The sequence below is a fragment of the Sedimentisphaera salicampi genome, from assembly GCF_002117005.1.
Taxonomy (GTDB): Bacteria; Planctomycetota; Phycisphaerae; order Sedimentisphaerales; family Sedimentisphaeraceae; genus Sedimentisphaera; species Sedimentisphaera salicampi.
The window spans coordinates 830,152-856,727 of the sequence record NZ_CP021023.1; the positions used below are offsets into that span (position 1 = coordinate 830,152).

A 26,576-nucleotide genomic window follows, 5' to 3' on the forward strand; every position below is an offset into this window, starting at 1 on the left:
AAACTATTTCGGGCTTCGCGCGTGGCAGTGTCAAAATAGATGCTTTGCTTTATCCCCCTGTATTCTCAATTCTCATGCTCAACATACTTCCGTATTGCCTCTTCATTCCATTTACAGGTTTATACCTGTAAAATTGAGGCGGAAAAGCCAAATGATAATCTGCAGAAAAGATTTTACACTACCAAAAACTTCGTCATCCGGCAAACAAAATACCTTTAAGGGCATATATACTGTTGACATAGAAAAAACAAAAATTATAAATCTCATTTTCAGCAGGTATTACGAATCCTGCTGGATTTTACGGCTTTGAGTTGTTTGTCTACAAATCAGGGCCGGCTTTTTTTCAGCGGCAGAAACTTTGAGATAGGTTTCTGCGGGTAAAAAGTTTAAACGATTTTATGGAGTCTCGATTTATGATCAAAGTAGAAGAGCTGCGTCGAACATTTGGCCCCATAGTCGCAGTGGACTCAATCTCGTTTGAGGTTGAGAAAGGCGAGGTTCTGGGCTTTCTTGGCCCGAACGGAGCAGGCAAAAGCACTGCAATGAAGATGATCACCTGCTTCTTAGAACCAGACAGCGGCACAGCAAGTGTCTGCGGCTGCGATATCATCAAATCACCCGTAGAGGCGAGAAAGAAAATGGGGTATCTCGCCGAGAGCGCGCCGGCATACAACGAAATGACGGTAAGCGGCTTTCTTAATTTCATCTGCGATGCCCGAGAAATCAAAGGGCAAGAACGCAAGGATGCTGTTGAGAGAGTTGTTAATATGTGCTCAATTGAAGGAGTTTACCATCAATCGATAGAAACTCTCTCCAAGGGCTACAAGCGAAGGGTTGGGCTTGCCCAAGCCCTCATCCACGACCCGGAAGTTATGATTCTCGATGAGCCCACCGACGGGCTGGATCCGAATCAGAAACACGAAGTTCGAGAGCTGATCAACTCGATGGCCAAAGAAAAGGCCACGGTGATCTCCACCCACATACTCGAAGAGGTGGAGGCGGTATGCTCAAGAACGATAATCATCGACAAGGGCAAGATCCTCGTTGATTCCACGCCGGATAAGCTCAAGCAGGAACATAACTGCGGTCTTGATGAAGTATTCCGTAAGATAACAATGTAAATGGAGAGCGTTTTATGAACGGTTTTAAATCTGTATTCAAAAGAGAATTCAAGGGATACTTCGCAACCCCTGTTGCTTACGTGTTCCTTGTGATTTTCCTTTTCTTTTCAGGATATCTCACATTCAAACAGGGATTTTTCGAGGCAAGGCAGGCAGATATGCACCTTTTCTTCGAAAACCTTCCGCTGCTTTTCGTATTCATCGTTCCGTCTGTAGCAATGAGGCTCTGGGCAGAGGAGCGGAAAACAGGCTCAATTGAGCTGCTTTTCACTTTGCCAATAACGGTATCTCAGGCGGTGCTTGGTAAGTTCTTTGCAGCATGGGCGTTTCTTGCAGTTGGCCTTGGGCTCACATTCCCCATGCCCATGACAGTGAGCTATCTGGGCAACCCCGACGGCGGGCTTATAGCGGCGGGCTATCTGGCGTCGCTTCTTATGGCAGGCGGATTCCTCGCTATTGGGATTTTCTTCTCCGCCCTTTGCAAAAATCAGGTTATCAGCTTTATCCTTTCGGTTGTGGCGTGCGCTGTTTTTGTATTCAGCGGTATGCCCTCAACGATGGGCTATCTGGATACATTCCTCCCGGGAGGAATGGTTCAGGCAGCTGCTGGACTGAGCTTCCAGAATCATTTCGATTCTATGCAGAAGGGAATAATAAGGCTCAGCGACCTTGGATATTTTGCAGTAATGATTGCCGGATGGGTTTACGCCTGCACTATTATTCTTGATGAAAGGAAGGCAGACTGATGAATAGAACACTAAAAGCATGGCTTGCAGTTTTCTTTGTACTGGTGATTGTCTTCTGCGCCAATACATTTATGCAGAGGGCACTAAGAGGAATTAAAGCCGACGTTACAGAAAGGCAGATTTACACCCTTTCAGATGGCACAAAAAATATAATCGATAAACTAAATCAGCCGATAACGCTTAAGCTTTATTATGCTGAGAAGGCGGCTATGAAAGGGCCGGATAAGATTCGTTTCTTCAATATATACTACGATTTCGTGAAATCGCTGCTTGAGGAATACGAATCAGTAAGCGACGGGATGATTAACCTTGAGGTTATAGACCCCCGCCCCTATTCGGAGGCCGAGACAGAAGCCCTCGCACACGGGCTGAAGAAGTTTCCGATTACAGAAGAAGAGAATTTCTTTTTCGGGCTCGTCGTGCAGACGCAGTTCGGGGTGGAGAAAACAATCCCGTTCTTCTCGCCTGAAAGGCAGGATTTTGTGGAGTATGACATAAGCTACCTCATAGATACTGCTATCACAAGAGAGAAGAAAAAGATTGGCGTTGTAAGCTCTCTGCCGGTAACAGGGCAGGATGTTTCTGATTATATGGCTCGAATGATGCGTATGCAGGGCCAGCAGCCCGAACCGGCATGGACTTTCATAAACCAGCTTAAAGAAGGCAACTACAACGTTGAGAACATCGGGACGGATGTGAACAAGATTGAAAACGTTGACATCTTGATGGTGATTCATCCCAAAGACCTGCCAGAGAGCACGCTTTTTGCGATTGACCAGTTCGCTGTTACAGGCGGGCGCACTATAATCTGCACAGACCCGCACGCATTTGTTGACCAGCCGGACAGAAAGAAGCAGATGGGCGGACAGATGCCCTCGCAAAGCTCCAGCCTCAACGAACTTCTTGCAAAATGGGGCGTTGAGATGAAAGAGAAGAAATTCGCCGGCGACAGCTCCCTTGCAATTGACACGCCGCTCGGTCCTAACCAGCGAGCTGCTCCGCTGATCGGGTATCTCGGGCTAAAGGATGAATGCTTCAATGAAGACCATCCGATAAGCTCAAGCCTCAACGATGTGCGTATGCTCTTTGCCGGAGCCTTAAAATTCAGCGAGAAGGAAGGAGTAAACGTTGAGCCGCTGCTTTCCACCACCAATCGCGGGAATACGTGGTCTGTGGATAATCAGTTTGAACTTATGAGACCTAATCCCGAAAGGCTGATGCAGAAATTCACCCCGGGCGATAAACCAGTGGATATGGCCTGCATTATTACCGGCAAGCTCGAAACGAACTTCCCCGAGGGGATTGAAGTGGAAGTAGAAACGGAAGACGATGAACAAGATGCTCCGGAAGCAGAAAAACAGAGCAGCGAAGAAGATGCGGAAGAGCAGACAAAAACCAAACACCTCGACCCTGCCGCGGAAACAAGCGAAGACTGCGCGGTTGTTGTGTTCAGCGATGTGGATTTCATCTCTGATATGGTGGCCTACCGCGATGCCTTCTTCGGCTCAAAGATGGAAGTGGCCGATAACGCTTCAGTTCTTCTCAATGCAATAGAGCACATCTCCGGTTCGAGCGACCTATTGAGCATCAGAAGCCGCGGAACCCATAAACGGCCGTTCACTGTGGTTGAAAAGATTGAACAGAAGGCCGAAGAGAGAACCGCCGAACAGGAAGAAAAGATCAAGGCTGAAATAAGCGGCTTCGAAAAAGAGCTCCAGGAGATCATTCAGAATTCCAAAGGCGATACTGATGAGGTGATCGGAAGCTCCATAATGAAGAAGAAAAAAGAGCTTGAACTGAAGATCAGAAAGGCCAAGGCAAGGCTGCAGGATGTAAAACGTGAAAGACGTGAGGAGATTGAGGCCCTCGGCAACAAACTGAGGAATATCAATATGCTCCTTGCTCCGGGCGTTATCCTCGTTATAGCGATAATCCTATGGCTTATGAGAGCTACCAAGAGAAGAAATTTTGTTTCGAACAGAAGAGATTAATCCGGTATTAGGAGTTCTTATATGGTAATGACAGATAAAAAACTATCGATACTTGCGATAGCAGCTCTTGCGGCAGTTGTTCTTGTAACAGCTCAGTCTATGTTTACAGGCGGGCAGAGCCGTGAGGACAGCGATCAGATTACTTACCTTATCCAAGGGCTTGATATGGATATGGTATCCGGGATTTCGATAAAAGGCTCCTCCGGCGAGCCGGTATCGATCATCAAGGAAGACGGCGAGTATTATGTGGAATCGCTTAGCGGATATCCTGTGAAGGTATCAAAGCTCAACGAGATGATTTCCAAATGCCTCGATGTTAAAATCGGCAAGGTTTATACAACCAACCCGAGCAATTTCGAAGACCTTGAAGTTACAAAAGACAAGGCAAGATACAATATTCAGTTCCTTGCTTCGGACGGGAAGGTTGTTACAGGTCTGATTGTGGGCAAGAACAAGGGCTCTGGCAATTATGTGCGTAAGTTCGCAGATAACAATGTTTATGTCTCCGAGGAATCTTTCTTCGCAAGCACCAGCGCAAACAGCTATGTTGAGAGAAACATCGTGAAGGTAGAAGGTACTGATGTTGAGAAGGTTTCTGTAAAGACGCCTGAAGGCAGCTACGAAATCACAAACGAAAACGGCAGCAAAAAGCTGATAGGCATCCCTGAGGGCATGCAGACCAAGGGAACGGATTTCCATTCTGTGCTTGATGCTCTGGGCAGGGTGAACTTCACAGACGTTGCCAAGGCCTCGGAAATGACAGAGCTTAACTTTGAATATAAGTATGTATCCCTTCTGAATGATTCCACGGTTTACACCTTCGAAATTGCAAAGAAAGGCAAGGACTACTGGGCCAAATGCTCCGCTGAATTCACAAACAAAGAGAAAGTGATAAAGAAGAATGAGGTGGAAAGCGAAGAAGAGCTTAAGAAGAAGGAAGAGATCCTGCTTAAGCGTGAAGCCGCAGCAAAATTCAATGACCGCCACGAAGGCTGGGTATATAAACTCCCGTCTTGGAACGCTAAAAACCTCACAAAGCACTTCGACGACCTCATAGAAAAGATTCCGGAAGAAAAGCCGACAGAGAAGGTTGAAGATGCTCAAGGCCAAACCGCTGAAAAAGCCACTGCTGAAGAGAAATCACAGGACAGCACGGAGGGGCCTGCTGCAAAGCAATCTGCTGAGCAAACATCGGAAAAAGAGCCTTCTGAAAACGGCGAAAGCAAACCCGCCGAGCAGCAGAAAAAGAAAGGCAGCGCAGAGCAAAACGATAAACAGACCGAAGGCAATGACAATAATCAGACGGCCGAAGAATCCGAATAAACCTCAATAATTACAGAAACCTCTAAAATAATAAAGGGCGTTCCTTTTGGTTCGCCCTTTTTTAGCTTCAAAATTTCTACATAAATAACCCTGCTAAATACAAAGAAATATATCGCAAATATACGTCCAATTTAAAGACTAACTTTGAATTGGACGCTAAAATGTATTACAGAAGAACATTTCAGAAGAGGGTCTTTTAATGTTCTGCACAGTTTCCGGCCATGCTTTTTTTCGGGGTTAACAGGGCAGCTGCCTTAATTATTTATCCAGCTGGCTCAAGGCATAGGCGTATGCCCCTATTGAGACGGCTTGGCTTGTATCAAGCACTGCCTTTCCGATTCCAATACGTTTCATAGCGTCGTAGGGGATTTCTTTATCGCTTCCGGGAATCTTCAGCTGCTTGACCTTGCCTTCGATGAATTCCTTCCGCCCTTCTTCGCTCTCCAGATCTATGGTTGTCTGAACGATTCTCGGCTGGGGCTCGCCGGCGTAGCTGCTGATAGTTCCGTTCATCTGCTTCAGGGCTGCATCTATAAACATATCGTATGCAGCGGAAAGCCCGCCCCCTATTACGATGATACCATCAATCAGGGTGATTGCATTGGCAAGAGAATCGCCTACTATCTCGCCCAGCTCGGCAAACGAATCCAGCGCAGCCTGTTTATTGCCCTCTTGAGTGCCGTTTGCGATTTCGTAAATATCCTTGGGCTCGGGGGCATTTTCCTGCGATATTCCAGCAAGCTCTGCATACTTGTTCTTTACCGCCCTTATGCTCACGCCCTCTTCAGCGAAGCACTCAGGATACTTACTGTTCCTTGTGATCCATATCTCGCCGGCGGCGGAGTTATCCCCTATAAAGAGCTCTCCGTTCGAAACTATCCCCGCTCCGAATCCTGTTCCTATTGTTATGCCGAACAGATTCTTGAAGCGTGTTGGCGAGCCTGCCTTCTCAAGCATACTGTTTACCTTAGGCAGGAATCCGGCGATAGCCTCGCCGTAAACAAACAAATCCCCGTCGTTGTTTATATAAACGGGAATCTGGAATTTCTCTTCCAAGTAGCTGCCAAGCGGTATTCCGCCCGCATAAGCGGGCAGGTTGCCTACGTTATCTATAATCCCGTTGGGATAATCCGCAGGGCCGGGGAATGCAAAGCTGATTGCCGCCGGTTTTTGAGGGAGCTTCTCGATCACCTCAGAAAAACCCTTCACCATTGAACCAAGGCTCTTATCAAGGTCCTCTGCGAAGGCGGGCAGTTTAACCGGCTCAACAATTTCCTTCATATCCTGCATCGCAGAGAAAACGAAATTCGTTCCCCCTGCATCAAGGGTTAATACAATTCTGTTATCATTTGTCGGATTCATCTCTCACCTCATTTAATCAAGGACTCGGTACTGCTTCTGGTTCAATCTGCTTCGGCTTATCCTTCTCAAGGGAAAGTACCAGAAGATACACAAAGCAGATTACAGGAACGATAAAGGCTTTAGTGCCGAGCTCCATATCAACAAGACTGCCCATAACCAGCGGCACGAGCGCCCCGCCGGAGATAGCCATACACATAAGGCCGCTGAGCTCGCTTCCGCGGGCTGGGTCCTTCTCCACTGTAATTGAGAAGAGCATTGGCCAGATATTAGCAAATCCGAGGCCTGCAAGCAATACGCCCAGTACTGCTATCTTCGCCGCACCGAACATTAGTATCAACCCGCCGGCAAGCCCCATCAGGGCTGAGAGCCTGAAGAAGGTACGCTGAGAGAGGAAGTTCAATACAGCACCCCCGCCGAGACGGCCGACTGTCAGCATAAGGAAGAAAAATGCAGGGCCGAATCTTGAGGCTGTGGTTTCTTCAAGCCCCATCTTTTCAAGAAGAGGAAGGAGGAACCTTGCCATACATACCTCAGAGCCCACATAAAGGAAGATCCCGAGAACCGCTAAAGCGTAAACAGGCTTTTTCAAAAGACCAAGGCCGGACTTCAGGCTTGGTGGAACGTCTGCCTTTGTCTCGTTTACTTTGATAGTGCAAACCCAAATAAAAGCTGCTGCCATAAGCACGAAGAAAATCGGGAATACGCCTCTCCAGCCAAGTGTTTTGAATATCGCAAAACCTGCAACAGCCGTTACCAGATATGAGGAAACTGAGCTTCCGATTCCCTTGAAGCCCTGAGCGAAGCTGAGATTGCGGCCGTATTTGCCTTCAGCGCTCACATCGTGCATAATCGGATTTCCGGCTACCTGAAGGAACGTTGTTCCAATCCCCAGAACAAAAATGCAGCCGAGAAGAACGGCAAATGTAGGGTCCACTAGGCAGGGTATCAGCATAGCTGCTGCATTGAGGCCAAGGCCGAGAAGGAGAAGCCTTTTCTTGCCGATTCTTGCTGCCAGAAGACCGCCAGGTACACTGAAAACAGCGAACGCTATAAATACAAAGAACGATAGAAGGGTTGCTGTTACGTTGCTGAGCTCGTAATTCTCCCTTACTGCCTCAGACATCGGGCCCATTGCATCTGCAACGCCCATCATCAGAAATACAAAAAGTATTGGAATTGTTTGGATTCTCACGGTTCTTCCTTTCGTTTAATTAACCAGTCATTGCGATTTGTACATTAACACTCTAAAGCCTGCCTCTGCTCTTACTCCAATTCTTTAGACATTGAGTAAGGAGCATCGGAAGGATCATCTCCCCAGTCTTTGTTTGGTTTATCTGACATATCGAAGGATACTCTTCCGCCGTTTTGGATATCTTCATAATTCAGATAAGTCTTCGAATACGGCTTGCCGTTCAAACGGGCGGTTTCGATATAGATATTATCTTTGCAGTTATCTTCCGCTTCCACAGTGAAAGTATTTCCGTTTTCGAGCTTCATCTCAGCCTCTTCAAAAATCGGGCTTCCTATCACAAACTCACCTGAACCAGGGCATACTGGATAAAAGCCGAGAGCTGAGAATACATACCACGCTGAGGTCTGGCCGTTATCCTCATCCCCGCAAAGACCGTCGGGGGTGGGCTGGTAGAGCCTGTCCATAACCTCTCTGATCCATTTCTGAGCCTTCCAAGGCTGGCCTGCATAGTTGTACAGGTAAATCATATGCTGGATCGGCTGATTGCCGTGGGCGTACTGCCCCATATCTACAACGGTCATCTCTATGATCTCGTGTATCGGGAAGCCGTAATAAGAAGCGTCGTATTTCGGAGGCGTTGAGAAAACAGAATCAAGCTTCTCTGTGAACGCTTTCTTTCCGCCCATCAGGTTCATAAGCCCCTGAGGGTCCTGGAAGACAGACCACGTATAATGCCAGGCTGAGCCTTCTGTGAAAACTCCGCCCCACTTCTCCGGTACGAATGGAGACTGCCATTTGCCGCTTTCTTTTTTGCCTCTCATAAAGTTTGTGCTTTCATCAAAAACGTTTCTGTAGAACTGAGCCCTCTTGCGGAAACGTTCAATATGCTCTTTCGGCTTGTCCAGAGCCTTTGCAAGCTTCCAAATTGTATAATCCGCATAGCTGTATTCCAGAGTGCGGGCGATGCTTTCATTTACTCCGACATCGCAGGGAATATAACCCTTTTCGTTGTAATAGTCAACGCCGAGCCGGCCTACCGATGAGAGATTCGGATGCTGGTTTTCGGAATTTTTCAGAATAGCCTCGTAAAGGGTTTCAATATCGTAGCCTCTGATTCCGCTGAGGTAGGTATTTGCGATTATCGAAGCAGAATTAGAGCCCACCATGCAGTCTCTGTGCCCCGGGCTTGCCCATTCCGGAAGCCAGCCGCTCTCCTTGTAGGTGTTTACAAGGCCTTTCATAATATCAGCGTTGAGCTCAGGGTACATTACTGTGAAAAACGGGAAGACTGCGCGGAATGTATCCCAGAAGCCGTTGTCTGTGAACATATAGCCGGGAAGCACCTTCCCGTTATAAGGGCTGTAATGAACCATCTCGCCGTCTTCATCGAATTCATAGAACTTCCTCGGAAAAAGAAGAGTGCGGTAAAGGGCTGTATAGAAATTGCCGAATTGCTTTTCAGTGCCGCCTTTAACCTTGATCCTGTTTAGCTGGGAATTCCAAATATCTTTAGCTTTGGAGCGGGTCTGAGAGAAAGTTTCATTGCCTATTTCTCGTTTGAGATTGAGCTCTGCCTGCTCAGGACTGATAAACGAAGAGGCCACTTTAACGTTCACAGGCTCGCCCTTGATGGTCTTAAACCGGACTGCTGCACCGACGTGCTTGCCCTTCTCTTCACTGCTGCCCTTCCTGATGTTCCAGTCGCTCCAAGTTGAAACCTCTTCAAAATCCTTGTCGAAAACCGCTGCGAAGTAGTTGTGGAAGTTATCAGGTACGCCCCCGCTGTTGTTGCGGCAGTAACCTTTGATCATTCGCTTTTCGGGGATTATCTTTACGTATGAGCCCTGATTGAAGGCATCCAGCAATACGTAGGATTCATCTGATTCGGGGAATGTAAAGCGAAATTGAGCCGCCCTTTCGGAAGGAGTGATCTCGGCGGTAACATCATAATCTGCCAGATAAGCCTTGTAGTAATGCGGTTTTACCGTTTCGGCCTTATGAGAAAACCAGCTTGAGCGTTCTTCTGTCCTAACTGAAAGCTCACCGACTACCGGCATCAGTGCAAAGCGGGCATAATCGTTGATCCAAGGGCTAGGCTGATGGGTCTGCTTGAAGCCGCAGATCTTGTAGTCGTCGTAGTTGTAGCACCAGCCGTTGTTCTGGTCGGTGTTGGTTACAGGGGTCCAGAAATTCATGCCCCAAGGAAGCGCTATCGCAGGATAAGTGTTGCCGTTGGAAAATTCGAATGCAGAATCAGAGCCTACCAGCGGATTTACATAATCCAAGGGCGATTGACTTTCTTCAGCCATTACCGGAGTACAAACAAAAAAAGCGATTAGGAGCGATAATGCAACGTATTTATAAATTATATTCATTTAGATTTCTCCAATTTTACGAATCTCTTTGAGTTCTTACCAAAAAATATTGACGCTTTGAATTTCTTCAAAAGCAGGCGATTTGAAAAATAAGGTTTTGCTCTCTTTATGCCATGAAAAATCAGCAAACTTTTTATTATCTATAAGCATTCTTGCCGGCTTTTCAGGCAAACGAATTCGGGAAACAATTTCTACATCTCTTGGAGCAGACAGTTTTAATTGAATGCCATCGTCAAGTTTTTCCCAGCTCTCAATCCTCGCTGCAGAGGCTATTGGCTGGGCTTTATTCTTCTTAAGTTTTTTCAAATCCATGAGCCAAATGCGCTGGCCGGGCCTTACTGATACTTTTTTCTTCACAGGCAGGTGGCTTTCTAACAGATCGACAAACAATCCCTCGAGCTCAAGCGGCTTATCACTTATTGAATCTTCTAAGCATGCCGCTATTACATAAGGCCCGCGATTAAGCTGGAGGTAATTATTTCGATTAAACTGCATGCCCGCTGCATTAGCTGCCTTTATCAAAATTGAGCGATATTCATCAGCAGCTGATTCAGAGCGGCTGTAGTAGGCGGGGTGCTTACGCGCCAAGAAAACCCTTCCCTCTCCAAAGCCGTAATTCCCTGCTTCTGCATCAGGCATTATGCCCAACAGTTCCAGTAAATGCTTGGACGGTGAGGCATAGTTATTATCGCCCTTATTCCACCATTCAGAGACATTATTGAACGGGTCTTCATCAGCTCCCACATAAACCAACACCCCGCCCTGGGCAGTCCACTCGGCCAAGGCCTGATTAACAGCAGGTGTCTGCGGCTTCATAAATTCGTAGCTGAGAACAAGAACCTTATAGTCCTTGAGGTAATTGGCAAACCTTACTGTATTATCCAGCTGAACGGTCTGAACAGGTATTCCGTGTTTTAGAAGCGGAAGCGTCAAACCGTAAAAACCAGAGAAATCCTCAATTTCTGATTCGCTGGCCCTTTTGGGGTTGTCCTTATTCTCTGCTGCCTCACGGAAAACGGGCTCTGCTCTTTGGAACATAGCCGAATCAGCAATCAAAACTCCGATCCCATGAGCTGCATTTACCCATTCAATCTCTTCCTGACGCATATCTCGAAGCTGGTTAAAGACTGTGCAGAGCGTGGCTGCATAATCATCAGGTATCGGTTTGGCGTTTTCTGAGCCTCTGGGATAACTTCTTTTAAAGACTCTATGCGGCCAAGGACATATTTCATAACGCCATATATGGGGCTGGAGCAGCGAAGCAATCAATGTTGCTTTATAATTATATTTGTAATCGTCCCAGCCATAGCCTGAATTATCCTCGATTGGATCGTGAAGAAACCACAAACGCCGATCAGTATTGCGAACTAGTTCCTGCATAACTCCATATTCCAGAAAAGCAGTTTCAAAAGTGCGTTCTGCCCGTTTGCCCTCGTAAACATTCGGAGTTCTGGAAGTACCCGTCCAGACCTGAGCAATACAGCCGTCTATAACGTCCGAATCGATCAGAGAAGACTGGGGAGAAACAATATTCCAATGGGTATAGTTAATGAGGCTGTGAGTTGGAACATAGATCCTCAATTCTCTATTGTGTTTTCTAAGGGCGTAATCCTTGCAGGCCTCAGCTACACGCCGAATGGTTCGTGTGTAAAGGTAATATTTCAGCTGACTTGCCTTGTATTGAGCATTGATGGACGAGTCCGGGCGGGTAAAAGGTTCATCGTAATAAAGCTTCCATTCCTTCTGAAACTTTTCAGAAAACCCTGTATAAGCCCAAAATTCCGGCTCCTCCAGGTGTATAGCTAAAACTCCTGCATCAATTGCAGCTTTAAGCTTTTCGGTAATATAGTCTGCAAACTCGATTGAGGGGACAATGTAAGGATTCATATGTCCGTGGAGCTTTTGCGAACCATCAGCATGAACTTGAGAGAGAGACATAATTGAGCTGCCCTCAAAATCCCTGAAGTCCGAGTACTGCCCCCACGCTATTCCCGTCATCAGGTGCGGGAGATAATTCTTCTGCTTCCAAGACTGCAAATCATCAATGAGATCGGATCGGGAAGCACCATAAACCATTGCAAAATCATTTCGGAAATCGCATTCAGGAGAATACGGCCTGCTGTCCTGAAATCCCGTCAACTCAAGGCTTCGGTCTGTTACAAGCCTCACATCGTTATCCGCATAGCTGTATAAGGAGCAGACCGATAAAACCATGCCTGCAATCAATATTGTACAGTTCTTCATCAAATTCACCTTTTAGCGAGTTATGTATATACATTATACGTCTTTACGTTCGCAGTTTTGCAAAACGGCATATCTTACTGCGGAACAGTTTTAGCACAAGCCCTTCAGATTAAAAAATCGGAACTTCTCTTGAATCAGAACCGGAAGGCTTCCACTTAACCTCAAGCAGTTCTCCGCCCTCGTTCTCAAAATACTCTACCTTGACCGAGTAGATACCTTTAGTTAGAGGAACAGTCATGGTTTTCGTATCTGCAGCGTCATGCACGCCGTCATTATCCAATACTTTACCGCCCACAGTTAGGCGAGAACCATCATCTGAACGAATGCTGAAAGTATAAACACCATCTTTTTCAACAGTTAAGGAGCCCTTATAAAGAACTGCAAAATTGTCATTAAATCTGAACCTTTTTACATTGCTGTCAACTGCAATACCGCTTTTAACGGGCTCAAGAGATGCAAAGTCCGGAAGTTTCTGGAAATACCCCTTATAAAGCTGATATCTGAATCGGACAGGTTTCTCAAGATCCGGAGCAAGGGGCTCGGCCTTGGTAAAGGTCTTGCTTTGGACAGGACTGTACAAACCGTCGCTGGAAGCAATAGCAAGAACCGTTGTCTCGGTGTCTATTTTGAACGGAGTCGTGTATTCTTTTCCATCAGTTTGCGGGTCAGATCCATCAAGTGTATAGAATATATCGCCCTTCTCAGATTCGAGACTTACTTCAACGCTGTCAACAAAGAAGTCTTGAGCTGATTTTATCTCGGGATACTTCAATGATTTTGCGGGCTTATATTCCTTAAACGGAACTATTTCAATTTTGTCGAGAATAGGTTCATGTATTTCGGCATCTGTCATTGCATTATAAAACTCAGATAAGTCGATAGTTTTGCCGGCCTTGAGAGTTACAGGGCTAATATCAAAAACCTTCTGCTGAGCAAATGATTTTCCGACAGGACGACAGATTAAGCGATCGATTTTATATTTCTCTTCGCCAAAGGTTTTGGTTACTTTGAGGCTCGCAGTTTTGTTATTTTTATCAAGCGTTACAACAGCCCAGAATTTAGGATAGAACAGGGGCAACTTCACCTTGCCTTGCTTTTCCATTGAAACTGGAGCAAGATACAAAGTGTTTTTTGTAACATCAACGCCCGCTCCAGCAAGCACATCTGTTACAAACCATGTTACCGGAGCTGTCATATAAGTAACCTCATCCGGCTGCCATAGATTTTGCGTCCATGTCCAGCCGTTGCGCAGATGCACAAGCTGGATGTGTTTCATGATGTCCAGACCATCCTGCAAAAATCCTGCCTGTATTGCGGCCATAGCAGTATAGCTTTCAAGATAAAACGGCCAGCAGGTTGACTTGCCGTAATCGCCCTGTTCGGCCTGCTTGGCTGGAATATCCCATACTTTAGGTGCATAATAATCAACCGAATTACCGACATTTGTTTTCAGCTGGGCGATAATTGAAGATTTGACCATCTCAACAGGGAAATTCTCGTTCCACTGACAATAACGGGAAACGAACTGCCCCGCCAACTGCCCGCTGAACATCACATCATCAAGGCGGTTCGTGCCGTCAGGATCGCATCCATAGGCAAAATACTCACCGTTCCACAAATAATTAACAGCATCCTGAACACTTCTTTCCTTCTGATATCGGCATTCTTGAGCAAGCTGATTCTCGTCCAGGGCATCAAAAAGAACCGCTGCGGCATCCATGAAAACCGGATAAGTTGTTGCGGTGTATGAATAAATCTCCGGATGCCAGAAATCGTCATAGGTAGTGTAGCCAACGGGTATCTCCAAGTCGTAGAGCATTCTTTCTTTCAGGAAAGCAACCGCACCCTTAATCTCATCGCGGAACTGGGCTATGTATTCTAAATCTCCTGTCTGCTGATATTCTTTTGCAAGCTGCACGAGCCAACTGCCGGAATTATCAAGCATCCAGCCCTCTGGGGTTGGAGTTTGGCCGTCTCTGGAGGCAATACCGATGTAGTAGTGGCCGTCGAAGTGGAGAATTTGGTCCATCGAACCGGGCGTATGGCCGAACAGCTCCATTTCAGAACGGTCTATTTCTGTGAAGAATTTTTGGAAGAACGGATGCGAACTCATGCGCTGGTCCATAGTACCAGCCAATCCGCCCATCATACCCTCCATCACGGTGAAATCTCCAGCTTTGTTGAGAATAGAGTTTGTATAAATAACGTAGCCGCTGTTTATCAGCTTGAATTTGAGCCAATCCGGCATAGTTGAATCGAGAACCGGTTTATGCCACTCACGTGATTTCCTGAGAATTCTCGAGCGATTTTTTGCTGCATAGGAAACAAGCTCTTTAATATTATCGAAATAGTTATGGTAATACCGGCAGTAATCAGCCGAACCGAAATAAGTAACTGGATCGGCTTTTTCACGGTCAATTCGGTATTCGGGAGCGAACCATGCCAGCATAAAACGGACTGTTTTGGATTCGCCAGCCTTAAGATGCGTTTTTATAGCAACAGCGGAAGCAGCAGCTCCTTCGCCATGCGAGGAGAGAGGCTGGCTCATATCAGGATCAAACTCGCCTGACTTTACAAAAGATTTCCACGTTTGAGGATTATCAACTTTCCATTCGGGAAGAAAGGTTATTTCAGCACCTGAAGTTTTTTCAGCAAGAATTGCTGTTTTGTTGTTATAGTTCTGGTAGGTCATTTTTGATGGCTTAAGCTTTTTTGAATACTGCAAGAGCCCTGAGAAACTGCCCACTTTCAGGGGGGCAACGCGGGTTTGCGGCTTTTCCATAGGCTGTAAGCCTTTTTCGGGGTGCTGGTCTTTTACTGTATTCAGCCCCCAAGCATTATTGCTAACTTGATTGAATATAGATGGGTCAGCGTAGTCAGAGATTCCTCTTGCGATAATGTCTTCCCAAGAAAATGCAACACTGAAATCACTGTCTTTGCCAGTGATATTTTTCACAGTAACATCAAGCCAAGCAACAGGCAGCGAGGAATCTTTGATGTTATGGGGAATAAGGCCGGAGTAAGCGTTGAGTGTAACACCATTGCCGTAATCGCATTTGATTGTGGGAAAAAGCCCTTTATAGGTAACGTTGTCCACCGTATCCATACCGGCAACGCTATTGAGCTGCAGGAGTTTTGCATCTTCTCCGTTCCAGTAAGCCAGGAAACTGCCCTGCACATCTTTCAACACTCCTGCTTCGTGAGTATTATTCAGAGCGATACGAGTGAAAGCTCCGTTTGGAGCAATATCAAAGCAACCTGTACCGATACCGCCGAGCGGCACACCACTGGGACCTTTGTGATTCTTCAAAGCCAGATAGTCATAATCGGACTTCCCCACTTTAACCATATCTCTTCGTTCCTGCATCGCATTAACTTCGTCTGCACCGTAGTCAATTTCTTCAGCCAAAGCAGCAGCTCCGAGAATACTGACAACAATAAAACACGCTAATCTTTTTACTTTCATAATTTGCTCCTAATAGATACGGTCTGGATAAATTTAAGCAATTAAAATGATGCTCCTTAGCATAAAAGAGCTCAGCTTTAATCAATTCTCATCGCAAACCCTAAGCCAGTTAAAATTTATCACTCATTTATTAACGAAAATGCTGATTTTACAATTACTAATCAGCAAAACTTATTTTGAACAATTCAAACAGCCTGCAAACGCAGACTAAAAATTCTGCAGCAATTATTTTTGCCAGCCTTCAGAGAAATAAGGAAAATCTCTGAGATCAACGCTTTGATTTTGGTCAAAATCTGCAGAAATCCCTTCGCCTTTTTCAAGCCAGCTTTTTCCAAACTGAAAGAGATCAGTTTCGTCCACCCGGCAGTCTTTATTCAAATCACCCTTAAGATACGGTGAACAGGGGCCATCATTCATAAGAGATCTAATTTCTTCGTGGGAAAGAGGTCTGCCGTATATGACCACATCGTCAAGTATTCCAAAGAAAGCTTCCTCAACCGCAGCTTCTGCGGGTTTGCCAATTCGAATCGGCACAGAGGTATTCGCTGGCGAATGAACGATATCAGTTCGTTCTGCAGCAAGCTCGCCATTTATATAAAGCCGACCTTCGTTTTCATTCAGTGTACAGGCGACATGCACCCACTCACCCGGCGAATAGCCGTTTGCTGCCATAATGGTTTGATGATTGGATTCACTGCCAACGCGGAACCATATCTCACCGGTCTCACGCAATTTAACATTCCAGCCGGTGCCGCTGTTATCGTTAGGCAATTTATCAACGGGAACCTGAAGCTGCAGTCTTCTGGATTTCATCCAGAAGGCAGCTGTGAGCCATTCGGATGAGCCTGCTTGATTGCCAAAGTCTATGCTGTCATCATCGCCGTCAAAGCGTATTGCACTAATACCTCTTTTGGCTTCGCCCTCAGAAGTAAATTCGGGACTGCCGAACTTTTCGTAAGAATGATTATCTGCAAAGCGGTTTTCAGTGTCTAATTCAAGCGGCCAGTATGCTGCTTTTGTGTTAAAATACAATTGATCTATCATTTCATCGGGTGTTACAACCCTGACGTTATCATCAAAATCCTGAATAGCATTATGCACCTCCTCAAGACCATAACTCCATGCGTGGACTATAACAAAACTATAACCTTCCTCACTGGTAGAATCTGCCGCTAACTGATTGATACTGTTTGCCAATTGTTCACCCGTTCGGCTGAGACCATCATACTGAGGCGAATCCCATAAAGTAAATCTGGTGGTTACCATAGGCTTGCCGTCAAACCACAGCATATCACCGTCATAGCGGGCATAATCCCCTGCAACATCTACATAGAACAAACCTGACAAATTATCGAAACGGGTGAATTTATTCGCATATTGCTTGTAGCTGCTGTAGGTTAAAGGTTTATCCCAACCGTCCGAGTAATTATCTGGAATTACCAGCGTGTCAATATCTGCATTCTTCATGTAACCATTGAGTACAGTTGAATACGCATCCAGAGCTGAAAACTTTGAGGGATACATATATCCTAGACCACCTTGTACAGAAAAAGAGTCGGTCTCCGGTACATTTCGATACCACCAATCTATAACAGTTGGGGCGATTTCGGCCATAGCACCCGGCATTCCCCAGCCCATTGGAAACTGACCAAAATATTCTGAATCCAACCATCCAGAAGGTGGACGAAACAATACATTGATATTATCCATATCACTCATCATAAAAGCCACATGATGAACATCAGACCGTTTTTCAAATTCCTTATCACTGATAGGCTGCTCAAGTTCTATTTCCGGTTCGTATGATGCCATTCCGGCAAATGTTGGAAGATTGAGCATATGATTGCTTGGAACCTGAAACACGTTTTTGCTGCTGACAAAGTCTACCATGTTCAATTCCCCTGCATCCAGAGCAGGATTGCCCCATCCCCAGACTGATGAATTATCGTGCAGTGAATCAATCACTTGCTCGGTAATCGAATAATCATCGTTCCACCAAGACATCGCTTTGATAGCTGCGCCCCAGTCTCGTAGAAAAGGTTTTTCATGCATATCCGTATGATGCATTATAATAGCATTATGGTTAAACCGATCCCAATAATTATCATAAAGCCACTGCTCTGTTTTACCTCTACAGTCCATCACCTTTTGCAGCTCCGGCCATCTGCGATTTATATCGCTTTCAAGTGAGACATCCAAAGGGATGGCTTTAAGCACCCCCGCCAATGACATAGCGACACTGAAAGAATCACTGTTGTCAATGTCATAAAGTATATAGCCTTTAACGTTATCTTTATACTCATTTATATAAAAAGAAAAATTATTTCTTCTTGTTGTAGTTATGTCGTACCTGTTTTTCATATCATCTAAATAAAGGGCATATCTTCCATCTTCATAGTCTAAGAAGTATATTTCGGGTTTTGTTTGAGCCAGAATACCCTGAAGCGTTATAAGTGCCACCCGCTCAACTTCGCTCAGGTCAGGAGAATGATAATCAATTACATAGAGATGGTCAGGGGCAGAAAAATTGAAATCCAGAGGAGCGCGATGAGCAGCTGCATTATCTATACAATAAGCACCCTCAACCGGCTGATCTATCACAAAATGGAGGTCCATCTTATTTGCTCCCCGTTTGACTTTAACCATATGGGAAACATAAGTCCAGTCTGTATTATCAGCGTCCAGCACAAATTCATCCTGTCCCAAATAATTATCATTATAATCAAAAAAACGTATCTGGACTTTCGCATCGCCAGTTGCACCGGGTATGGCTTTATAGGCATAACGAACCTGCATCTGTCCAGAACCGGTTACACTGACCCAATGACAGCGAAGACCTGTATTACCAGCAAAGCTTTGACGTTCAAGATAAAAACACTTTGAACCGTCAATACCATCATTGCTGATACTGACACCTTCAGAAGAATACCAGCCGTAAAAATCGTTTTCAGAGCCACTGTTAAGAACCAGATTGGTGGATGTATCGCCCCCAGTCCATTCCGAATCTCCGACTGCAAAATTTCCAGCCAGACACAGGATCAAAAGCATTATTGCCAATTTTATCTTCAACATTATAGACATACGGAGCATTTCTTACTTCCCCCAGCCTTCAGAGAAATAAGGAAAATCCCTGAGGTCAACGCTTTGATTTTGGTCAAAATCTGCAGAAATCCCTTCGCCTTTTTCAAGCCAGCTTTCCCCAAACTGAAAGAGATCAGTTTCATCCACCCGGCAGTCTTTATTCAAATCACCCTTAAGATACGGAGAACATGGGCCATCATTCATAAGAGATCTAATTTCTTCGTGGGAAAGAGGTCTGCCGTATATGACCACATCGTCAAGTATTCCAAAGAAAGCTTCCTCAACCGCAGCTTCTGCGGGTTTGCCAATTCGAATCGGCACAGAGGTATTCGCTGGCGAATGAACGATATCAGTTCGTTCTGCAGCAAGCTCGCCATTTATATAAAGCCGACCTTCGTTTTCATTCAGTGTACAGGCGACATGCACCCACTCACCCGGCGAATAGCCGTTTGCTGCCATAATGGTTTGATGATTGGATTCACTGCCAACGCGGAACCATATCTCACCGGTCTCACGCAATTTAACATTCCAGCCGGTGCCGCTGTTATCGTTAGGCAATTTATCAACGGGAACCTGAAGCTGCAGTCTTCTGGATTTCATCCAGAAGGCAGCTGTGAGCCATTCGGATGAGCCTGCTTGATTGCCAAAGTCTATGCTGTCATCATCGCCGTCAAAGCGTATTGCACTAATACCTCTTTTGGCTTCGCCCTCAGAAGTAAATTCGGGACTGCCGAACTTTTCGTAAGAATGATTATCTGCAAAGCGGTTTTCAGTGTCTAATTCAAGCGGCCAGTATGCTGCTTTTGTGTTAAAATACAATTGATCTATCATTTCATCGGGTGTTACAACCCTGACGTTATCATCAAAATCCTGAATAGCATTATGCACCTCCTCAAGACCATAACTCCATGCGTGGACTATAACAAAACTATAACCTTCCTCACTGGTAGAATCTGCCGCTAACTGATTGATACTGTTTGCCAATTGTTCACCCGTTCGGCTAAGACCATCATACTGAGGTGAATCCCATAAAGTAAATCTGGTGGTTACCATAGGCTTGCCGTCAAACCACAGCATATCACCGTCATAGCGGGCATAATCCCCTGCAACATCTACATAGAACAAACCTTTTAAATTGTCAAAGCGGGTGTAGTTGCCTGCAAAATCCTTGTAACCGCTGAATGTTAGAGGTTTATCCCATCCATCGGAATAATTGTCTAAAATAACCAGCGACTCAAGGTCTCCCTTTTTCATATAACTATTAAGCACGGTTGAATACCCATCAAGCTCGGGAAATTTGGAAGGGTACATATATCCCTGTCCTGAATATGCAGAGAAGGAATTTTTCTCATTGGCTTTACGGTACCACCAATCCATCACAGAAGGGCCTACTTCAGCCATAGAAGCCTGCATGCCCCAGCCCATTGGAAACTGACCGAAATACTGTGGGTCGAACCATTTTGAGAGCGGATGAAACACGACGTTGATATTGTCCATATCGCTCATCATAAAAGCAACATGGTGAACATCAGATTTCTTTTCATACTCCTTATCGCCCGCAGGCTGTTTCAATTCTATTTCCGGTTCATAAGAGGCCATTCCGGCAAATGTAGAAAGGTTAAGCATCCAGTCTGCTGGTACCTGAAAAAGGCTGTTCTGGCTGTGAAAATCTACTGCGCTCAATTCGCCAGGGGCTGCCGGATTATCCCAACCCCAAACAGAGGAATTAGGATTCATTGATTCAAACACCTGCTGGGTTGCAGAGTAATCGATGTTCCACCATGAAATTGCTTTGGAAGCTGCTCCCAAATCCCGAAGGAAAAACTTTCTGCTGCTCTCATCGGTATCCTGAATCGTTATTGCATTATGGTTGAGCCTGTGCCAATAATTTTGATAAACCCATTGCTCTGTTTTGCCTCTGCAGTCGACAAGCTTTTGCAGCTCCGGCCATCTTCTATTTACATCGCTTTCAAGCGAAACATCCAGAGGAACAGCCCTCAGCACCCCAGTCAAAGACATAGCTGCGCTGAACGAGTCGCTGTCTTGGAAATCATAAAGCACGTAGCCGGCAAGGTCATCTTTATATTGATCAAGGTAAAAAGATAAGTAGTCATTCCTGGTGGTAGTTATGCCGTATCTGTTTTTCAAGTCATCCAGATACATTTGATACCTTCCGCCTCCATCTATAAAATACAACTCAGGCTTATTCTGTGCCAAAATCCCCTGCAACGAAGTAAGGGCTATTCGTTTGGCATCATTTAGATACTGAGAATGAAAATCAATCACATAGAGGTGGTCGGGAGGGGCAATGCCAAAATCTATAGGGGCTCGATAAACAGCTATATCATCAACGCGAAAAGTTCCCTCGGTTGATTCATCAATCATGAACCGGACATCCACAACATCAGCACCTTCCTCCACTGGAACTATATGCGAAACATAAGTCCATTCAGTAATTCCGGCATCAAGTGCGAATTGCTCCTGCCCTAAAAATTCATTATGGCTGGAAAAGCGAACATCAACTTGCGCATCGCTGCTTGCCCCATCCATTGCCATGATGGCAAATCGAATCATTATTTCCCCGCAGCCAGTAACGTTTATCTCATCGCTGAGAAGATCTTGGTAACGGTCTGAGAAGTTGCGTTTTAGCTCAAAACACTGAACTCCTTCGGTGCCGTCATTAACTATACTCACCCCATAGGAATGATTCCAACCATAAAAATCATTTTCAGCGCTGCCGTTAAGAATCAGATTAGTTGCAGTATCACCGCCTACCCAATCCTCGCCGGCAACAGCGGCTCCGCCAAACTGATACATAAGGAGAACTGCTATAACCGCTTGCTTTTTTAATGCCATAAATTAATCCTAATTGCCGTGAGGTTTAACTGCAAGATATTGTGCCAGAAGGCTGACAGGGAATGTCTAATTCCTGAAAAACATTTTCAAGATTTTGTTTACGTTAATAAATTTCTTCTAACTCTGGCCGCCAAGGAAGCGGCCCGAGTATTATTTTATGACTCTTTATTAGGGTTCAGGCCAACCGTCATGCATATACTTCATATCCGCTTTACCTTCATCAGTTACTGGAGTAAATGTCCCCGGATGCGCCCTGAGACGTTCAAATGCCTCAACGGTTTCATCGCTCAATTTCCTAGTTTCAACATGACCGTCCACATAACCAAAATTAGTATTGCCTCTGTGCCAGACGGAGATCGGATCATGCCAGGTTTGGTCTTGCCATCTTTGTTTATATGGGCCGAGTGCCCAAGAGCCGCGATTGAAGTTGCGGCCGTCATACTCTCCAACAAAATTATAGGTTGTGCTTGGCGAAGAAATCTGGACTGTTCGCTCGAGGTGAGTCCAACCCCAGTCTAAAGTTCCATTGAGAGAGTCGGGGATAGAATATGTTCTGAAATTGCCTGATTTATCGGAAGGACAGTGATAAAGGTCCACGCTTTCTGTGTAAGGAAAGAGGCTTCCAAGCCGAATACCTTCCTTGCGATGCTCAATAGTTGGGCTGTCGATTATTGCCCCGCCGCCCCTTTGGCCTTCACTGTTCCAAGGAGCCCACGCCCAGTCCCATTTATTGGTCTGTATCCACTCCTGCTCTTTTGGATTGTACACGTTTGCCCCTGGAATTTTGCTGTCGTTGTCAGAGGCGTATGTATGCCAAGCAACGTTCAAACCACGTATATTGCTTTCACATACAAGCGTTTTTGCCATTTGCCTTGCCTGTGATAATGCAGGCATAAGAATAGCCATAAGCAAAGCGATAATGGAAATGACCACCAACAATTCGATTAGCGTAAAAGCGCTGTTTAATTTAACATATTTATTTTTCATTTGCATTCTTTCTACTGTTATCAATTTTGTCAATGACCGATTCATACGTAGCTGCAGTCTGCTTTACGAAAGCTATTAAAACTCGTTCTTAAGAACTATAAAAGGGGGAGCTCCGGAAAATCCGGAACCCCTTCCCTGAAAATGTTTTATTCGGCAGGATACATTCCTGAATCGAGCCATTGGGTTACCATTACCATGAAATCATCCATATTAACGGCGCAGTCGCCTGTCAGATCGTACCATACAAGATCTTTCAGGCAAATTGTTTCGCCCGTTTCGTCCTGATACAAACCGGCAATATGTTCCGAGCTCAGTGCGTAATTATACACCTGAATATCATCAAGTGCACCATCAAAACGCTGGCCGATGTCATCGCCAATTCTGCCAATGTAGAATGTGGAGTCTTCGCCGCCCTGCATCGGATAGTCTGATTCACCTGCAAACTGGCCGTTGAGATACACTCTGCCGACTTCGCCGGTGTAAACTGCTGCGAAATGATACCATTCATTCGGCTGTACTGAATCCTGACCGGAGGTAACGTAACCATCTCCCCACGACTGCATTACGAGCTGCTTTGCAGGGCCGTCAACAAGAACCATGAACATATTATCATCATTGCTGGTCCAGTCGTCGCGTTTAGAAACGAGTACATTCCAGTCAACACTCGGATCGCTGTGCTGAGTCCACTTGAACCATCCGCTAACAGTAAACTGATCTGAATATTCTGCCGGGTTAAATGCTCCTGCATCTGCCCAACCATCATTTTCATAAATCTTTACAGCACCGTTGGCCTTTAAAGTATTCGGGTCCTGATCGCCGTTTACGAAACCGTCAACAAATTCCGGAGTTCCGCCAACAGCGGCGTCAATCCCTGAACTGGTGAGGTCTATATACTGATTTTCGGTATAATCGCTGTCATCAAGGCTCCAGTGCGCTAATTTACGGCGAATGCCGAGTGAAACCACATCGGAATGAAGTGTAAGGGAACCGGAAGAAACTGCACAGTAATAGAATGCCTCATCAGTCAAGTCCACATCAGTAAGCGTCAATGCAGCCTCGCTGGTGAGTGCCTGATCGCCATCGTCAACAACATCATCTGCGGACTTATACCATTGATAGGATATTGTTGAGTCAAACAAGGTTTCGGCTGCGACCGTAAAGTCCACGTCGCTTCCAGAATCAGCTACCACAGTCTCGGGCTGTTCAATAATAGACAAGGTTACATAGCTGCCGAAAGACCAAACCGGCCCTTGAATGGTTTCAGGGTCTTCAGGCCCGCTTACACCGCCGCCTGCAAGGGTAACGCCCTCATCTATCCGCCAAAGGTATTGTTTATTGAAAGACAAACCTGTCAGCGTGTATGTCCCTGTTGGGCCGTCAGCGTTTACATCATCCTGAAGCGTCCATCCGCTGCCATCGTTGAGATAAACATAGTGGGTAACTATATTTGGGTCAGTAATGGTCGGATCAGAAATTTTCAGCCCTGTCTTCCAGCTCAAGTCAACATCACAAGCTTCATTCTGGACAGTTCCAACATCCTGAGCACCGTTTTCCGGCACAGGGTCCCATGCAGACGGTCCGAACAGAGCAATATTGTCAACTTTAACAGCGCCATTGAAACTGTTATAAACTCCGTTACTGAGTTCAACAGCAGCTTCGGCAACATTTGCAAAATCCACTGTAAACTGGCCGGTCAGTGTGTTCCATCCGAATCCGGTATGTTCAGTAATCTCTTCTAAGACTATGTCGCCGACCCAGTCTCCCTGATCATCAAAGCACTGAATTCTGAAGAGATAACCTTCGGTTTGCGGAGTAGCGGATACCCATGTTGCATAGTCAATACTGTAACCAAGCTCCATTCCCTGATAAACCGAAAACCGTTCACTGCGAGCAAAAGCTCCATAGTCTTCAGGGTTTTCAAGATTCGCTTCATTACTGTCCATGTACAGCTCACCGTTGGCGAATGAAAGGTTTTGACCACCCCACGAACCGGTTTCCGGCCAATTGGCATTACCATCGGCAAAATCACCGTTAGTAATAAGATTAGCCTGCGCAATTCCTGTTATAGCTAATATCAGTAAAAAATAAAAAGTCTTATTCATATCTTTCTCCTTATATTGATTTATTCAATTAATCTATTTAGAAGGCCTGTGGAGTGTAATTACCGTCATTCAGCCATTCCTCTGCAAGCAGAGAGAAATCAACGAAATCTACTACGCAATCACCATTCAGGTCAACTTCCGGCCTTAGTTCCTCCAGACAGCGGCGATCACCTGTCTCATCGTAATACAGGTCGTATATATCTGTGTCAGAGAGAGCATAGTTGAAGACCTTGAAGTCATCAATTGCACCATCAAACCATTCTGCGGTGCTGTCATTGCGGCCAATCCAGAACGTGGCATCACTCTTGGTTCCCATAACATAGTTATCATTCGCAGCCTCAAGTTCACTGTTCAGCCATATTTCAGCGCGCTGACTTGAATCATAAGTTATAACCAGATGATGCCATTGTCCGGGTGTTATTGCACCGCCGCCGGTACCAATCCAGCCGCCTCCGGGTGTTTCCATAATTACAGCTCCGTCCCAATCATCATATACGTGCACCATATACTGAATAGAATCGAAGCCCCAGCCGTCTCGTTTAGACCATAGATTGTTGTAAACCGAATCAAGGCCTGTATCGTTCCAATTGAGCCAGAGACTAACCGACCATTCGCCTGATTCTGCAGCAGGGTCAAATGTGCCAGCGTTGGCTGTTCCGGCGAGATGATCAATTTCAACAGCACCGTTTGGTTTTAAGTTTTCAATATCCTGATCGCCTGTTACTACGCCGTCAACAAAGTTCACCGGTACAGATTGTTCTATATTTGCGTTATGCCCGTTACCTGTTAGATCGGAATAATAATTGGGGTCTGACCCCGCGACATCAGCCTCGTCCATACTCCAGTGCGCCACAAGGTCGCCAAAACTCAAGAATGCAGCATTGGTAGTTATAGTACTTGAATTTACTGATGCTTCACAGTAATAAAAACCAGTGTCAGCGGATGTTACATCAGCAATAGTCAATGTTGCTGCTGTCTCTCCGGAAAGCAGCTGGTCATCTTCGCCGCCAATAATTGAATCGGCAGACTTGTACCATTGGTATGATGGAGTATTTCCGGAAGCAGCGTCTGCTTCAGCAGTAAAGCTAACATCATCACCTTCATTTGCCAATACACCTTCCGGCTGGGTAACGATCCAAAGGTCTGCCTCAATTAAAATATTATCAATTATCAAGTCGCCGGTGAAATCATTGAATACACCCAAACTAACACGAACATCAGCTGTGGAAGTGCCGGCGGGAGCTGAAGCTGAACCACTCGCTGTTATTGTTGAGCTCCCTGTATCAGCCAGATCTACATTCTCCTCGCCGAGAAAAGAGCCGCTGGAATCGAAAAACCTCAACTGAAACAAACCGGCCAAATCATCGCTGGAAAAATTGTCTACCGAATACTCAAAGCTGTAATTGTATGTTGTAGCAGAAGCGCTGAATTTGTCGCTTATTATATCAGCATGGTCGCTGGCAGCGTCTGTACGCAGATATCCGTCGTTATAAGAGAAATCAACTACACCGTTGCCCCCAGTACCGCTGTTCCAATACTGGTCTGGCGGATCCGCTTCAAAGTCTCCGTTAGGCAGAATATTTGCCTCCGCGGCAACACCCATAAACCCAATGAAAGCTAAAACCAAAAAATAGCTAATGCTTTTTTTCATAATTTTCTCCTTACTAAAGAATTTCATTTAATAGAAGGGGCTTGAATACCATCAAGGCTCCCTTCAGTTCACATAACGT

General features: G+C 45.6%; 14 protein-coding genes. 4 read left to right on the plus strand and 10 right to left on the minus strand.

Going from position 1 to position 26,576, the window contains the following annotated elements; translation table 11 throughout:
• Positions 1–413: 413 nt before the first annotated feature.
• The 4 genes from STSP1_RS03095 to STSP1_RS03110 are packed head-to-tail and all read left to right on the plus strand — an operon-like array spanning position 414 to position 5,181.
• Complete coding sequence (locus tag STSP1_RS03095; protein WP_085754947.1) at positions 414–1,121, plus strand: ABC transporter ATP-binding protein; 708 nt, start codon at positions 414–416, stop codon at positions 1,119–1,121.
• Positions 1,122–1,135: 14 nt separating this feature from the next.
• A complete protein-coding gene (locus STSP1_RS03100) occupies positions 1,136–1,867 on the plus strand; it encodes an ABC transporter permease (protein WP_085754948.1) in 732 nt (243 codons plus the stop codon).
• On the plus strand, positions 1,867–3,858 hold the full coding sequence (locus STSP1_RS03105; RefSeq protein WP_085754949.1) for a Gldg family protein: 1,992 nt from the start codon (positions 1,867–1,869) through the stop codon (positions 3,856–3,858). The genes STSP1_RS03100 and STSP1_RS03105 overlap by 1 nt, the downstream gene beginning before the upstream one ends.
• Before the next feature lie 27 nt (positions 3,859–3,885).
• The gene (locus tag STSP1_RS03110) at positions 3,886–5,181 is read left to right on the plus strand and encodes a DUF4340 domain-containing protein (RefSeq protein ID WP_161491581.1); all 1,296 of its coding nucleotides are present in this window, start codon (positions 3,886–3,888) and stop codon (positions 5,179–5,181) included.
• Between the two features lie 258 nt (positions 5,182–5,439).
• Here the strand turns inward: STSP1_RS03110 and STSP1_RS03115 are convergent, their stop codons facing one another.
• From STSP1_RS03115 to STSP1_RS03160, 10 genes are all read right to left on the minus strand, one after another.
• Positions 5,440–6,543 (minus strand): ROK family protein, encoded by a 1,104-nt coding sequence (locus STSP1_RS03115; protein ID WP_085754951.1) that lies wholly within the window; start codon positions 6,541–6,543, stop codon positions 5,440–5,442.
• Between the two features lie 16 nt (positions 6,544–6,559).
• The gene (locus tag STSP1_RS03120) at positions 6,560–7,735 is read right to left on the minus strand and encodes an MFS transporter (RefSeq protein ID WP_085754653.1); all 1,176 of its coding nucleotides are present in this window, start codon (positions 7,733–7,735) and stop codon (positions 6,560–6,562) included.
• Between the two features lie 71 nt (positions 7,736–7,806).
• Positions 7,807–10,110 (minus strand): GH92 family glycosyl hydrolase, encoded by a 2,304-nt coding sequence (locus STSP1_RS03125; protein ID WP_085754952.1) that lies wholly within the window; start codon positions 10,108–10,110, stop codon positions 7,807–7,809.
• Between the two features lie 36 nt (positions 10,111–10,146).
• Positions 10,147–12,354 (minus strand): hypothetical protein, encoded by a 2,208-nt coding sequence (locus tag STSP1_RS03130; protein ID WP_085754953.1) that lies wholly within the window; start codon positions 12,352–12,354, stop codon positions 10,147–10,149.
• A 109-nt stretch (positions 12,355–12,463) separates the two neighbouring features.
• A complete protein-coding gene (locus STSP1_RS03135) occupies positions 12,464–15,820 on the minus strand; it encodes a GH116 family glycosyl-hydrolase (RefSeq protein WP_085754954.1) in 3,357 nt (1,118 codons plus the stop codon).
• Positions 15,821–16,045: 225 nt separating this feature from the next.
• On the minus strand, positions 16,046–18,901 hold the full coding sequence (locus tag STSP1_RS03140) for a LamG-like jellyroll fold domain-containing protein (protein ID WP_161491582.1): 2,856 nt from the start codon (positions 18,899–18,901) through the stop codon (positions 16,046–16,048).
• Positions 18,902–18,913: 12 nt separating this feature from the next.
• Positions 18,914–21,757, minus strand: coding sequence for a LamG-like jellyroll fold domain-containing protein (locus STSP1_RS03145; protein ID WP_085754956.1), 2,844 nt, complete (start codon positions 21,755–21,757; stop codon positions 18,914–18,916).
• Between the two features lie 168 nt (positions 21,758–21,925).
• A complete protein-coding gene (locus STSP1_RS03150; protein WP_161491583.1) occupies positions 21,926–22,744 on the minus strand; it encodes a type II secretion system protein in 819 nt (272 codons plus the stop codon).
• A gap of 146 nt (positions 22,745–22,890) precedes the next feature.
• A complete protein-coding gene (locus tag STSP1_RS03155; RefSeq protein ID WP_085754958.1) occupies positions 22,891–24,846 on the minus strand; it encodes a LamG-like jellyroll fold domain-containing protein in 1,956 nt (651 codons plus the stop codon).
• 37 nt (positions 24,847–24,883) lie between these two features.
• Positions 24,884–26,497, minus strand: coding sequence for a LamG-like jellyroll fold domain-containing protein (locus STSP1_RS03160; protein ID WP_161491584.1), 1,614 nt, complete (start codon positions 26,495–26,497; stop codon positions 24,884–24,886).
• Positions 26,498–26,576 lie beyond the last annotated feature (79 nt).